Source organism: Paenibacillus sp. OV219, from assembly GCF_900110075.1.
GTDB lineage: Bacteria > Bacillota > Bacilli > Paenibacillales > Paenibacillaceae > Paenibacillus_Z.
Genome location: NZ_FOCJ01000010.1, coordinates 162263 through 176049 on the forward strand (window position 1 = coordinate 162263; position 13787 = coordinate 176049).

A 13787-nucleotide genomic window follows, 5' to 3' on the forward strand; every position below is an offset into this window, starting at 1 on the left:
AGCCCATGACGTAAAGTTGGATAATGTAGTATATTGATTTTGAACTATTGTATATTGCTCGATCGGGGAGTGTGGGGAATGTTCGATTCAATGTTTGCGGGCGGCGGCCGTCCAAGCTTGCGGTATGCCGGAGCCTTAGAGAAGCCCGTAGGGGAGCAATTCGTTAATCCGCTACATCACAATCCGGAGGAAGCAGAATTGATGCTGATTACTGAAGGCGAAGGTACGTTTATTTTTGACGGACATCATTACTTCGCCGGACCCGGTACCATCATGCTTTACAATCAAGGACTCTGGCACGACGAGCGTTCTCATTCCCATCTTCCTTTTCGTACGCTGTATTTGGGCATAGCCGATCTCCAGCTATCCGGTCTGCCCCCGGGTTATTTTATTGCTCGCGATGAATCTCCGGTGATTTCGCTTGGCGAACATTATTTTTCCTTGGCGCAGCGTTTGCGAGAGTTGGTCGAGGCCAAGCGTTCGCGCGAAGCTGATTCCGATCTTCTGGCTGATCATCTATTGATGGTTTTTCTCGTCGAATTGGTTCGCATCATTCATCAACCTAAGTCTCCCGGCTTTCGCCCCGGCGCTATTGCTGCCTCACAAACGGTGCATCTCGCGAAGCGACTCATTCATGAGCGCTACATTCACGACATTACTTTGCATGAACTAGCGAGGCATGCACATGTAAGTCCATTTCATTTATGCCGCCTATTCAAGAGGGAAACAGGCCATACTCTTTTTCAATATATCACTCGATACCGAATGGAGGTTGCTGAACGGTACCTAACGACGACCGATGAAACCATTGCCACTATAGCGGGGTTGGTCGGTTACCAAAGCGAGACTTACTTTCAAAGTCTGTTTAAAAGATGCACGGGAACGTCACCTGGCCGGTATCGCGCGAAACTTAGGGAACACGTTCGTAAGTGACTAATGCCCATGGCAGTAAGGCGAGAAATCGAAGAGATTCCGTGACGCGAAAGCGAAGAGGTGGCCGCGGTATTGCGGGAATGGGGGCGGGAAAAGAACGTGGACTGTGACGCAAGCTCCCCCTGTAACCTTTTTCTCCTGCTCACCGTCTAGAGGGTGATTCTGGGTGAAATACTAACACCAGCCACTCTTAGAGGGGGTTCTCTTACCAATGAACAATAAATTTAAACCAAAACATAAGCTGTTCGGCCTGCTGGCGGCGGCCCTGCTTACAACTTGCGCGGCGCAGGGGGCGGCGGCTCAGACGGCGAGCAATACGAGCTATAGCACCGACACGATGCTGAGCTCGGAGAATAAAGTGCCTGGGGCGAAGCCGCTTTGGACGGCGGAGCTGGACAAGCCGACGGCGGAGAACCGCGAGCAGCCAGCATTGGCGGTCGCAAATGGCAATCTCTATTACGTCGCGGGCGGCGTACTGCATGCGCGAAGTGCGAAGACCGGCAAACAGCTCTGGACCTACGGTTCCAAGCTGAAGCCCGGCTCTGCTGTCGTAGTGAACGGCTCCATCTATGTTAGCGGACAGACCGACAACAGCATCTACCGCGTCGATGCTGCGGGCAAAGGCAAGCGTGTCTATCAGCTGGCGAAGGGCAGCACCTTGACCTCATTCTCTATTGATGGCACGACTTTGTATCTCTCGACTTGGACGGGGCTCAGCTCTGTGAATCTTACAACAGGTAAAGAGAACTGGCGCAGCACGCAAGTGAATTCGCCGAGCATTGAGCTGAAGGTCGGCAATAAATTGCTCATTCCTGCAGTGGAATCAGGTGCGATAACGGTAGGCACGCTCTATGCTATTGATTCCCAAACTGGCAGAACGATCTGGCGTCTAAGCGGGAGCCATTCGCAACTGCTGAAGGCTGAGGGGACGAAGCTGTACATGGTGGATGATTGGCCGAAGACTGATAGCAGCAAGTATGTATCAGATATCGACGTAATCGACGCGAATACAGGCAGCATCATTAGCAGCAAGTCGTTCGTCCCAATCAAAGAAGGACTCGACCCTCTAGGCCAATATCCGAATGATGTGACGATGGTCGGAGATAATATCTACGTCTCAACGAGAGATAACGAGCTCTACCAATATCATTTCAATGCCGACCAAGCGACTGTCCGGCCTTCCGTATTGAATGACAACGGGCAGTGGATCTTTGGACCGTACAACGGCAAGCTATTCTATCTTAACAGCGACAACATCGGTATCCATGCGCGCAAGCTTGCCGATCAGACCGCCGTTTATTACGAAGGACTGGACAATCCGGCGAGCCAAGTCGATTTTATCAACTCCGGTATATTCGTCGGACAAACAGACGGCGAGGTCTACGCACTGAACGTCACTACAGGCAAAGCGCTGTTCCGCTATCAGACGCCCGCCCGCAGCTTCGGAGAGTTCCAAGTGTCAGGCAGCCAGCTGCTCGTGCAAGCGGAAGGCAAGCTATACGCGTTCGCGCTGCCTGCGGAACTGACAAAGCCGCTAAGTGTGAGCACCCCGGAGAGCGCGTACAAGAAAGCGGTAGCTACGCTAAGCCTTAATGGGAAGAACAAGCCGATCAATCCAAGCATGATGACGATCAATAATCGAATGCTTGTGCCGCTTCGGTTTCTCTCTGAGGAGCTCGGGGCAACAGGCACCTATGATGCAATAGCGAAACAAGCCGTAATTACACTTCGCGACCGTACCTTCACCATCAAAGCAGGTGTTCCATACGCGGAAACGGGCACGGGCAAGGAGCAAGTCGCGCTCGTCTCCCCGCCGGTCGTGCTGAACAATAGCTTATATCTTCCCATCAGCGACGCGGGCAGCCTGCTTGGCGTTAAAGTCGTATGGAACGGCGGGCCACGGACCGTGGAAGTGACAACTGGATGAGCAGAAACAGGCTGTTTTTCGGTCTCATCCTGATCGCATTGACAGTAAGCGTAATACTGCCAGGATGCAGCAAAGTCAACGAGAGGCACTTCACTTTAGCGGAAATTCAAGACATATTCGATCAGCAAGGCGTCCAATTGGTGCAAAAGGGTGACGATGCCGCGCCGAACTCTGTATTCGCGCAAGCCTCTAACGGAGTTGCGCCGAGCATCTATACAATTGGCAACGAGCAGCAAGACCCGTCCGTTTTTATATACATCTATCCATCGATGGCCGCTGCTTCGGACGGAGTAAATGCGTTTAATGACAAGACTGCTACTGCGGATTTGATCGCGAATAAGCGGTACCATTTTGCCAATGTCGTTCTGTTCTACATCAAGGGTGATCCGTCCTATGAGCAAGATATTGACCAGATGGTTTCCAGGCTCCGTGCGCAAAGAGTGAAGCGACCTGAGTAATGCAGCATGTATGGAAACGAGTAGCGATTAAGTGTTCAGGCTCCGGCGAGCAACAAGCCGGAGTTTTTTTGTGGACGGGAATCCACCTCCATCAGACCGTTTTCCCTCACGAATGTAAAAATACCGCTTGTATAATAGAGTGAGCAACCTATATCCATAACCATAACCATGAATTGTTGTCCAAGGAGTGAAATTGAGATGAACCCCAGCCATACCTCGCTGCTGATGATTGAGAAGGCGTCGCTTCATATGCTGGCGCATGATCTCCATCGGTGTACCGAGCTGCGGCATGTCAATCGTAAGCTTCCCCATTATATTGTGTCATATATCAAAACAGGCTCGTGCAGGCTTCGTATCGGAGGCAAGGATTATAACGCCCGCCAAGGCGATGTCGTGTTCATTCCGCCGCATGAAGTGCATGACCATGTGAAAGATTCGGGTGAGCTGACGGAGTTTTTGTGGTGGCATTTTACGCTGGAGATTGCTGAATGTATGGATGCGCTGCAGGCATTTCGATTCCCGGTCTGCTTCCAGCTGCCGAAGCCAGAGGCGTTCGAGGCGGTATTCCATGAATATCGGCGCTTCGCCGAAGGCCCTCTGTCCATCTCAGACAGCCTAATGAAGAAGGCAAAGGCACATGAGCTCGTTGCCATTCTCGTCGATGCGGTGATCCATCACCCGGCGGTGCAGCTAAAGTCGGATCATTCGGAGCCTTTCGTGGTGATGCTGTCCGAGCTGCTCGACAATCCGGACCGCCGGATCGACCTTGCTGACCTCGGCAAGCGCTATTACATGCACCCGACGTATATTGCGGAGCGGTTCAAGAAGCTGTTCGGCATTACCCCAACCAAGCTGCAGTTGTCGCTGCGCCTGCGCAAGGCGAAGCAGCTGCTCGAGACGGAGAGCAAACCAATTGCAGAAATTGCTCGGATGACGGGCTATGAGGATATCGACGATTTCTCCCGTTTCTTCAAGAGCAAGACTGGACTGTCTCCGTTAAAATATCGCAGCGCCCTGCTTGGATCCACAAGGGGCTAACACGAACAGGCGCAGCAAAAGACACTACCACTAATCGTTAAAGGTGCGTGCACAATTGTGAATCAGAATACAACGCTAATTACAGCCAAACCAGCTGCTGCACAGGCTATTTGGTTTGACGAGAGCGGGCAGGGGCGCAACTTGTATGCGCGGTTCCGGCTAACGCTCGATCTGTCAGAGAAGCCGTCGCAAGCGCTGCTGCATCTGTTCGCAGATACGACTTATCAGCTTTATGTAAATGGGGAATATGTACAAACAGGTTCGGTTCGTTTCGACCCGCGCCACCCGGTTTATGATACGCATGATCTCAGTGAACTGCTAACAGAAGGCCGCAACGTGATTGCCGTTCAGGTCAATTATGTCGGACACAAAACGTTTATTACGATGCTGTCGCAAGCAGGCTTCACCGCTTGGGGAGAAGTAACGCTTGCGAGCGGCGAACGGATGGAACTGACAACAGGCGTCGCGGACTGGAAAGCGGCAGCCGTACCGGCTTATCGATATGCGGCCAAATCAAGCTTGTTCCTGAAGGCGGCGGATCACTACGATCAGCGCCTTGAGGAGATCGGCTGGAGCGGGAGCGAGTTCGACGACAGCAGTTGGCGGCGTGGTGTGGCGCTTGCGAATCAAGCGGCATGGGGCGAGCCGGAGGAGCGCAATATCCCGTTCATGTCGGGCGAACAGGTGCAGATTGAGAAGGTTCTGCATCTGCTGCCGCTTGCGCAGCGCGAGCAGATTCATGCATTCAGTGTGCCGATGCCGCATGTGAACGAGATTCATATGCCGGATCAGACAAGCCGGTTCATGACGGTGAAGTCGTGGATTTACGCGCCAACTGCGATGGACATTACGATCGGACTGTTCTATCAGAATACGTGGATCAATGGTGAGCCTGTCGCCAAAGGTCTCTATGCCGATGACATGAGCATGCGTCTAAACCATCGGGTTAGCTTACGTGAAGGCTGGAACGAATATTTTGTTAAAAATGATTCACTTCAAGATATGTTCCACCACTATTTTGCATTGCCTAACGACCGAGGGTTAGTCGTCTCAGCGGACCGGAGCCCGGATTCGAACGTGAAGTTCCATCGCTCGTCTGTCGTCTCGGAGGATCTGTTCCAAGCAGCGCTTAGCAGTAAGGCGCTCCCTTATTCAGCAGAAGATACGCTCGCAGAAATCGGTGGCTGGATTGACGTCACAGCGGAGGAACAGGGCGAAAGCCCGACAATGTCGACCGGCTGGGAATCGTATGGCCATGCATTCGAGGCAATAACCGTAGAGGGACTCAGCGATCGCGAGTTCAAGCTGAAGGACTACCCAGAAGGCTTCTCACTGCTGCTCGATCTTGGTTTAACACGACTCGTTCAACCGCGCATTGTGCTCGAAGGTGCAGGCGGAGCTACGGTGGATCTTACCTATGGTGAGCACCTCAATGCCGACGGCAAGCATCTGCGCCACTATCACTGGTACGGTCTTGGCGACCGCGCGTATGCGGATGAGCGGCAGTCGGTGCTCGATTGGCGGCTGACGCAGCCAAGAGGCTTCCGCTATGTGCAGCTTACGGTTCGGGGACCGAAGCAGGACGTGAAGCTGAAGGCGATTGAGCTTCGCTCGGCAAGCTATCCAGTGGAGACGAAAGGTGCGTTCCGCTGCTCCGATCCCTTGCTTGAGCAAATATGGGAGATGGGCGTCCGCACCGAAGCGGTCAACATGGAGGATGCGTACACCGACTGCGTAACGCGCGAACGCGGACAATACATCCGCGATACGATCATTCAGTACCACAACAACCTTGCCGTCTTCGGCGATCATGCGCTTATGCGACGCAGCCTGCAATTGATGGGGCAGTCGCCGGATGCAACCGGCAAGTTCAGAGCGGTTTATCCGAATACGGGAGATTATACGATCTCGGACTTTGCGCTTAATGCGCTCGAAGGGTTCTGGGCGTACTATGCGCAGACCGGAGATGCCTCGCTTATTGAGACGTATTGGGATGTGATGCAGCATAATCTCGCATGGTTCCATGAGCTGGCGGACGAGCGCGAAGACATGCTGCTCGACGCGGAATGGGACGTAAAGCGCGGCATAGTGGCGCATTACGGCGGCTTCCACGGCGACCTTGCCATTGTGAAAGGCTACATGGACATTACTGGCATTCACTGCGTGTTCAGCTGCACGTATCTGATTGCGCTACGCAGCGCGGCGAAGCTGGCTGACGCTATCGGACGTGAGGCTGACCTCAAGGAGTTGAACCGCCGCATTATCATTGTCGAGCGCTCTATTCGCGAGACGTTCTGGAATGAAGAGCTCGGCTGCTACAGCGACAATGAGAAGACGACGACGCACTCGGCACATGCGAGCTTGTTCGCTGCCCGCGCAGGCGTACTCACCGAAGAGCAGCTGGAACCGGTTCGCCGCCATGTCGCACGCGAGCTGAAATCGCTGTTCGTGAACGGATATGGACCGGAAGACGGCGTGAAAGTGTCGCCAAGCTTCTCGTTCTATATTTTCGAAGGACTTTATGCGATTGGCTTGACGGAGACGGCGGAGACGATGATGCGCCAAGGCTGGGGCTGGTTCCTGCAGAAGGGATTGAAGCAGACGCCGGAGTATTATGATCTTGGACAGAGCTTGTGCCACGCTTGGTCGTCCTGCCCGACGTACTTTATGTCGCGACATGTACTTGGTGTTCAGCTGCCAGAGATTGACCTCAAGCCTGACGAAGTTGTGATTGATGTGCAAGCAGCAGGAATAACATCGGCCGAAGGCGCTGTTCCGCACGCGCTTGGCCTTATTGAAGTGAAATGGCATCTTGATGAGGACAGCGTGCGAGTGTTTGACTATATTCGAGTGCCGGAAGGATTAACGGTGCGAATCGTTCGCTAAGTTAAATGTGAAGGAGCTGAAGGCTACCGATGACGATGATGAATGAACAACAGATTCGGCTCATTACGCGAGCCGATGATGCGGGTAGTGCCCGTACGGCTGACCGCGCCATTCTGGATGCGATCGAGGGCGGCATCGTCCGCAATGTGTCGTTGATGGCGGTTGGCCCGACAATCGAGCATGCCGCCGACCTACTCGCCGGACGCCGAGACGTATGCTTCGGCATTCACGGGACGCTGAACGCGGAGTGGACCGATGTCCGCTGGGGACCGATTCTTGGTGCGGCGAAGGTGCCGTCATTAGTCGAGCCGGATACGGGCATGTTTACGCCGACGCCGGCGCATTTTCTGAATCGTCCTCCGGCCACCCAGGAAGTGATGGCGGAGCTGCAAGCACAGCTGGACCGGCTTCGCAGCCTTGGCTTCCACATCAGCTACGCCGATTCGCATATGGTGTTCGAATGGGCGATTCCGCAAATCGCCGAGCCGTTCGACCGTTGGTGCGAGCGCGAAGGCATCCGCAATTACCGTCGCTACAGTAAGCCTCTACCCGAAGCGGCTGACGGCGCGGACAAGCTGAGCAATCCAGTGGAGGCGCTCATTACACGCCTTACACATGCGGAGCTAGGCCAATATCTCATTGTCGGCCATCCAGGCTATGATGAGGCGGATATGCGGGCATTCGGCAATGCCGATTACAAGAGCGAGCAGGTCGTTGCCGACCGGATCAACGAGCGTCTCATGTTCACGCGCGAGGATGTGCTTGCTTGTGTGAAGGAGCGGGGCATCGTTCCGATCCGATACGACGAGGCAGCAGAGTTATAATAATAGTTACAAGCGGACAACTAGACCGATCCATTCGGCCCAGGGCGTCCGTTTTGTTGCTTGATGGAAGGATATTGTCGCTAGGGACCCGAATAGTGCAACCTATCCGTTTCACACGAACACGAAACTTCTTTGGGAAAGAGGTTATCCTATGCTGTCTCTGCTTCGGGATTCCATCAAAGGTAGAATGATCGTGCTTCTACTGCTCAGCTCCATCGTGCCAGTGTCGCTGCTTGGCGGCTTATCCTACTATTCCTTTAACTCTTTTATGGAGAACAAGCTGAAGAGCGGGATTCAGGAAAATCTGGAGAAGGAGCTTATCGGTCTCGATAATATCCTGAAAAATTTGAATTTTGCTTCCCAGCAGCTCGCATCACCCACATCACCCGCATCACCCACATCACCTAGGCACAACCATGCTCCGAGCTGCCATTATTCCACCGTTCGACCATCTAAATACCATATAATTCCATTTATTGAGCAGCGTCGAAGCTTCGCGACGGTGACGATCATAATAACTGGATAAATCCAGTTATTTAAGGCGATTTCGCTAGTCAGCTTGCGAATAACTGGATTTATCCAGTTATATGGTGCGAAATAAGCTGGATGATCGAGTTTGGCCACAAATAACTGTATATTTGCAGTTATTTCACTTCGTATAATCTTAATCACGCAAAATAACTGGATAATTGCAGTTAACAGAAATAGTTTATAGCTTGCCGAGTGAGACGGTAACCCATCGTTCTCTGCCCTGTAGCGCCAACGACCGGTGTAAACCAGCCACTCGTGACAAGATCTGATAAACAACGGACGGCAGAACGGTGATCGATGTGCAAATGCCGGGTTACGTCAAGCGGACGGATCGGTTTGGCAAGTGAGGAAGCGAGGCGAATAATCTCAACTTCCGCCAACTTGGAAATCGTTTTAGGTGAATCGGAAGGTTCATATCGGCTGAACAGCATACGAAGAAGCAGCACACAAACCTCGGGTCGGTTCGCAACATCGTCGTAAGCAAAGGAAATGACTCGATAGCCGAGACTCTGCAGAAACAGCTCTCGGTTTAATTCATTACAATAGCCTTGGCGGTCCATATCGCGAACGTGGGAATTGTAGCCTTTAATCTCGATGACCCATTTTGTTGAACCTGGGGGCAGCCAAGCGAAGTCGGCGAAATAAGAACGCCCGCGCCAATCCATGATTTCATATTCCGGATGCAAATCATTCATGTTACCTTTCAAAAGCCACCATACGTTCTTTAAAAACAGTTTTTCGGCGTGGAAGTTTCGTGTTAGGAGCCTTCCTTTTCGTTCTCCCGTTCGATGGCTGATGTGAAATTGAATAAACACCTCGTAAGTTTGTTCGAAATCCATTTCTTCGACCTCCTCCGCATAAAAAACAAAAACGTCCATCCGGTTGCCGCTGCTAACGGTCAATCAGGATGGACGTTCTTCGTCTACTCCAATCATAAAGGTGAAGGATGTAATATTCAATCCTATAGCTCAAACTATCAGGTAATAGGTTCACTAGCGAAGATAAAGTGTGATTTAACCTGGAAAATGGATTTGATATTTGCCGCATGAAAGCAGGCAGCTGTACGTTCCGCGACGGCATGACGTTCCACTTCGCTCATGCGAATTCGACCGACAAACCGCGCGGGCGCTTGCGATAAATATTATTGGAGGACGGTACGCGGTATAGCGGAGCGGACCACATTGTAACAGATGGACTCGGATTTGAGCCGTGAGATCAGCTTGGTGGAGGACTGCTACCGAAGCTGGCGTAATAATAGCCGTTCAATGTTACTCGTTCTGCCACGCAATTGTAAGGAGTAGGATGTAAGAGCTAAGAGTGTGTAGACCGCAGAGGCTGGGGACCAACTTTTGCGGTTTTTTTGTCATTAAAAACAATTCGTAAAACGGTCACAGGTGCGGAAGGACGACTCCTCCGTAGATAAAAGCAGCGGCGATGACTAGAGCAGGATGCATTCGCCACTTAACGAGTGCGAGAAATGCGGCTGCCGTAATTAGCAACGATTGAATGATGCCAAGCGAGGCAAGAGAGGTTTCACTGGTTTTCCAAGTGAGCTCCAGCATCATCGCGGCGATGACGGGCTGGACAAGCAGTGTCATCCCTTTGATCGCTTTGGATTGCCGGTGATTCTGCAGCAGCTTGAGCAGTGCGATTAAAATCAGCGCCGAAGGGAGTGTTGTGGCAATGAGTGCTGCGGCGACACCGAGCCAGCCGTACGCTTCGAAGCCGACGTAAGCGGCGATTTTCGTCGCGATTGGACCGGGCAGCATGTTGCCGAGCGCGAGCATGTTGGCGAACTGGTCATGGTCCAACCAGTGATAGTGGTTAACAATTTCCTCGTACATGAGCGGAATGGAGGCGGGCCCTCCGCCGTAGCCAAGCATATTGGCTAGAAAAAAGCCCAGCAGCAGCTGCAGGATAATCATCGCGACGCTTCCTCCTTTCTGTCAGGCTTCGAATGGCTGAAGCGTCGAATCGCAGCTTCGAACAGGGAGTAGTGGAAAAAGCCATAGACGATAAACGCCAGTATAAGCCAGGCAGGATGAAGATGCACCTGCGTCAGCAGTAGGAAGGCGAGGACGACGATTGCCGATCCAGCCCATTTTCCGAGTCCTTTCCATGCTTTGTTCATAAATTCATACGTCATCTGACCGAGCATGACGGCAATGACCGGATTGACAGCGGCGATCATGTCTTCGACGATTGTGTGACCGGAAAGTGAGGTTACGGTGGTAAACAAAGCGATCATAGCTAAGATGGAGGGAGCGATATGGGCAGTGAGGGAAACGGCGGCGCCAAGAGGGCCCTTCAAGCGGTAACCGAGATAGGTGGCGATTTTCGTGGCGATTGGGCCGGGTAGCGTGTTAGCGATCGCCAGCACTTCCCCGAATTCATCGTCGCTCATCCAGCGGAAGCGGGTGACCGCCTCGTATCGGATCAGAGGGATAACGGAAGGTCCTCCCCCGAAGCCAACGATGCCGGTTCTCGCCATGGCGAGAACAAGTTGCTTGTAGAGGTTACGCATCGGCAGTCCACCTTTCGCGAATTATTTGTATCGTCGGAATACGAAATAATATAGCACGAAAAGTTTCTAAAGGTTAGCATTTATTTGAATTTATTTTCGAAAATAAAGTTTTTTTACGATAATGGTTTCGAATTGAATTTACAGTCGCATGCCCATACGACTTTTGTAGCGATTGATCAGCACCTGGGTGTCGACGCTCATAATGCCGGGCAGTACGTACAGCTTGCTCAGGAGAAAGTCTTGCATTTCCTGGTTGTCTGCGAATAGTCCATGCATATGAAGCTTGGTCGGTCCCGTCATGTGGTAAAGGCTCGTAATCGAGGGTTCCTTGGACAGCTGATCCGCGACTTCGTCGAGAAATTTAGGCTCAACCTCTACGTTGAAAAAGGCGGAGACGGAGATGCCTATTTTCTCAGGATTGATGACGATCGTGAACCGTTCCACGACTCCGTCTTCCATGAGGGCATTCACGCGCGCTTGCACGGCGACGCGGGACAGTCCGATTTCTTTGGCCAGGTCGGTATAGGACATGCGGCTGTTTTCATGGAGCATCGAGATGATTTTGCGGTCGGTCGCGTCGAGATGTGTGTTCGGAATATCCTGCGGGGATGGCATAAGCCACTCAGCCTCCTTGTTCGAAAATGACAAAACGTAAGCGAATACTAAAAAAAACCTAAAAAGCGTTCGTGAATGGTGGAGATATGGCTCATTTTAACGATGTTGTTGATAAAAGTCTACCGGTCGTGCTATTTTAGGTGACAACGTCGAGATGGAGGAGATGGATGCTTTGGGGAAATCGATAATCGGAACACGAGCGATGGTCACAAGCCCGCATCACTTGGCCTCCATGGCAGGAGCACGGACACTGCAGCGGGGCGGAAACGCGTTCGACGCAGCGGTCGCTATCAGCGCTTGCTTGGGGGTTGTATATCCGCACATGACCGGCGTGGGCGGAGATTCGTTCTGGATGACGTATTCCGCTTCCGAAGGGCGTGTTCGAGTCTATAACGCCACAGGTAAAGCCGGGCATTGTGTCAATCGGTCGCTATACGAAAATGTTGCCTCCATCCCAAGCCGAGGCATCCGCGGTGCGATTACGGTTCCCGGCATGGTCGACGGATGGGACGCCATCGCGGGAACCTATGGTCGATTGCCCTGGGGGGAGCTCTTCGAGTCCGCCATTGCATATGCCGAAAGGGGTTTTCCGCTTTCGGGAGACCAGCATGCGAACACCGCCGCGAACTGGGCGATGTTGAAAGCAAGTGCCGCGGCCTCACGCGTGTATGCGCCGGGCAATCAGGCGCCGAAGGCGGGCTCGAGCTTCGTTCAACAAGACTTGGCCAGAACCTTGAAGCAGATCGCAGAAAAGGGGAAAGAGGTTTTTTACCGCGGCGAGCTCGCCGAACGAATAACGGAGCATTTCCTTCGCGCAGGCGGGTATTTGACTCTCGAAGATTTCGCTAATCATTCCGGCTATTGGACGGAACCGCTCAAAGGGACTTACCGGGGATACGAAATCTGCCAAGCGCCTCCGAACTCGCAAGGATTCGCAGCCATTCTGGCGCTCCATCAGCTGGAACGTCATTCGCTTCAGCATATCGAGCATGGCTCATACGAGTACTACCACTTGCTTATCGAGAGTCTGAAGCTTGCATTCCGGGACCGCAACGAGGTGCTGACGGATCCTGATTTCGCTTCAATTCCGCTTGACCGCTTGCTTAGTCCTGAGTACGCGGCGGGGCTCGCGGCTAGCATCGACATGAAGAAAGCCGGAGAGCTGGCGTCGGCTCCGATGGGCGGAGATACGGCATACGCGGCCGTCATCGACGAAGAAGGTAACGCAGTTTCGTTCATACAGAGCTTGTACTTTGAATTCGGATCGGGAGAAGTGGCGGGAGATACGGGGATATTGCTGCAAAACCGCGGCTCTTTCTTCTCGCTCGATCCTAAGCATCCGAACCGGCTGGAGCCCGGAAAGCGGACGTTTCACACGCTCATGCCGGCAATGGCTTTGCGGGATGGCAAACCTGCGATCTTGTACGGAACGCAGGGCGGCGAAGGACAGCCGCAAACGCAGACGGCTATTCTGACACGGATGGTCGACTACGGAATGAATCCGCAGAGCGCCATCGAGGAACCTCGGTGGGTGTGGGGACGCACCTGGGGCGAGGCGAGCCATGCGCTTCGGCTCGAAAGCCGAATCGACCCGGCAGTGGTGAAGCAGCTTGGCGAAGCGGGTCACGATATTCGGGTTGTCGGCAGCTTCGATCAGGCGATGGGGCATGCTGGGGCGATTCAGGTGACGGATGAAGGGTTTTTGCAAGGGGGGGCGGATCCCCGCAGCGACGGCGCGGCGATTGGCTGGTGAGAGAACCGGTGGGCATCCGGCGATTGTTTTCCTGAAGTAGGAAAACAATTGCCGGATTTCTTCTTTTCTGAAGCGGAGAAGAAGGCTGGCTTCTGATGGCAGTGATGAATTGAGTCAAGTTTATGTTAGTTTATCTAACACAATTTATAGTTTTTGATTAGTTTTCTGGCTTATAAAAATCGAATCGACGGATGGATAAGAAAACGAAAGCGGATACATCAAATAAATAGACTTATATGTTAGAAAACTTAACATAAATAGATTGACAACATGTAGATCAGAGCTATAATGAAAAGCA

At 52.6% G+C, this 13787-nt stretch carries 13 protein-coding genes; 9 read left to right on the forward strand and 4 right to left on the reverse strand.

Annotated elements, in window-relative coordinates:
• Positions 1-78 precede the first annotated feature (78 nt).
• The 7 genes from BMY11_RS22735 (at position 79) to BMY11_RS22765 (ending at position 8592) form a co-directional block, all read left to right on the forward strand.
• Positions 79-933 carry a helix-turn-helix transcriptional regulator gene (locus BMY11_RS22735; RefSeq protein WP_090581679.1) on the forward strand — a complete coding sequence of 285 codons (855 nt, stop codon included), beginning with the start codon at positions 79-81 and terminating at the stop codon, positions 931-933.
• Positions 934-1144: 211 nt separating this feature from the next.
• On the forward strand, positions 1145-2860 hold the full coding sequence (locus BMY11_RS22740) for an outer membrane protein assembly factor BamB family protein (protein ID WP_090581681.1): 1716 nt from the start codon (positions 1145-1147) through the stop codon (positions 2858-2860).
• The gene (locus BMY11_RS22745) at positions 2857-3318 is read left to right on the forward strand and encodes a hypothetical protein (RefSeq protein ID WP_090581683.1); all 462 of its coding nucleotides are present in this window, start codon (positions 2857-2859) and stop codon (positions 3316-3318) included. The genes BMY11_RS22740 and BMY11_RS22745 overlap by 4 nt, the downstream gene beginning before the upstream one ends.
• Positions 3319-3516: 198 nt before the next feature.
• Positions 3517-4356: a helix-turn-helix transcriptional regulator gene (locus BMY11_RS22750; RefSeq protein WP_177182782.1), complete on the forward strand. Its 840-nt coding sequence runs from the start codon at positions 3517-3519 to the stop codon at positions 4354-4356.
• A 57-nt stretch (positions 4357-4413) separates the two neighbouring features.
• Positions 4414-7242 (forward strand): alpha-L-rhamnosidase-related protein, encoded by a 2829-nt coding sequence (locus BMY11_RS22755; RefSeq protein ID WP_090581686.1) that lies wholly within the window; start codon positions 4414-4416, stop codon positions 7240-7242.
• A gap of 29 nt (positions 7243-7271) precedes the next feature.
• A complete protein-coding gene (locus BMY11_RS22760) occupies positions 7272-8066 on the forward strand; it encodes a ChbG/HpnK family deacetylase (protein WP_090581688.1) in 795 nt (264 codons plus the stop codon).
• Positions 8067-8217: 151 nt separating this feature from the next.
• The gene (locus BMY11_RS22765; protein ID WP_090581690.1) at positions 8218-8592 is read left to right on the forward strand and encodes a hypothetical protein; all 375 of its coding nucleotides are present in this window, start codon (positions 8218-8220) and stop codon (positions 8590-8592) included.
• A gap of 169 nt (positions 8593-8761) precedes the next feature.
• Here the strand turns inward: BMY11_RS22765 and BMY11_RS22770 are convergent, their stop codons facing one another.
• Positions 8762-9436 carry a PDDEXK family nuclease gene (locus tag BMY11_RS22770; protein WP_090581692.1) on the reverse strand — a complete coding sequence of 225 codons (675 nt, stop codon included), beginning with the start codon at positions 9434-9436 and terminating at the stop codon, positions 8762-8764.
• 206 nt (positions 9437-9642) lie between these two features.
• On the opposite strand from BMY11_RS22770, the gene BMY11_RS29755 reads away from it, so the two are divergent.
• Positions 9643-9735: a phytanoyl-CoA dioxygenase family protein gene (locus tag BMY11_RS29755; protein WP_143069327.1), complete on the forward strand. Its 93-nt coding sequence runs from the start codon at positions 9643-9645 to the stop codon at positions 9733-9735.
• Positions 9736-9985: 250 nt separating this feature from the next.
• Here the strand turns inward: BMY11_RS29755 and BMY11_RS22775 are convergent, their stop codons facing one another.
• From BMY11_RS22775 to BMY11_RS22785, 3 genes are all read right to left on the reverse strand, one after another.
• Positions 9986-10522 (reverse strand): chromate efflux transporter ChrA, encoded by a 537-nt coding sequence (locus BMY11_RS22775; protein WP_090581693.1) that lies wholly within the window; start codon positions 10520-10522, stop codon positions 9986-9988.
• Positions 10519-11121 carry a chromate efflux transporter ChrB gene (locus BMY11_RS22780; RefSeq protein WP_090581695.1) on the reverse strand — a complete coding sequence of 201 codons (603 nt, stop codon included), beginning with the start codon at positions 11119-11121 and terminating at the stop codon, positions 10519-10521. The genes BMY11_RS22775 and BMY11_RS22780 overlap by 4 nt, the downstream gene beginning before the upstream one ends.
• Positions 11122-11259: 138 nt before the next feature.
• Positions 11260-11736 (reverse strand): chromate efflux transcriptional regulator ChrS, encoded by a 477-nt coding sequence (locus tag BMY11_RS22785; protein WP_090581697.1) that lies wholly within the window; start codon positions 11734-11736, stop codon positions 11260-11262.
• 163 nt (positions 11737-11899) lie between these two features.
• Between BMY11_RS22785 and ggt the strand changes: the two genes are divergently transcribed.
• Positions 11900-13489 carry a gamma-glutamyltransferase gene (gene ggt / locus BMY11_RS22790; protein WP_256217718.1) on the forward strand — a complete coding sequence of 530 codons (1590 nt, stop codon included), beginning with the start codon at positions 11900-11902 and terminating at the stop codon, positions 13487-13489.
• The last annotated feature ends 298 nt before the right edge of the window (positions 13490-13787 follow it).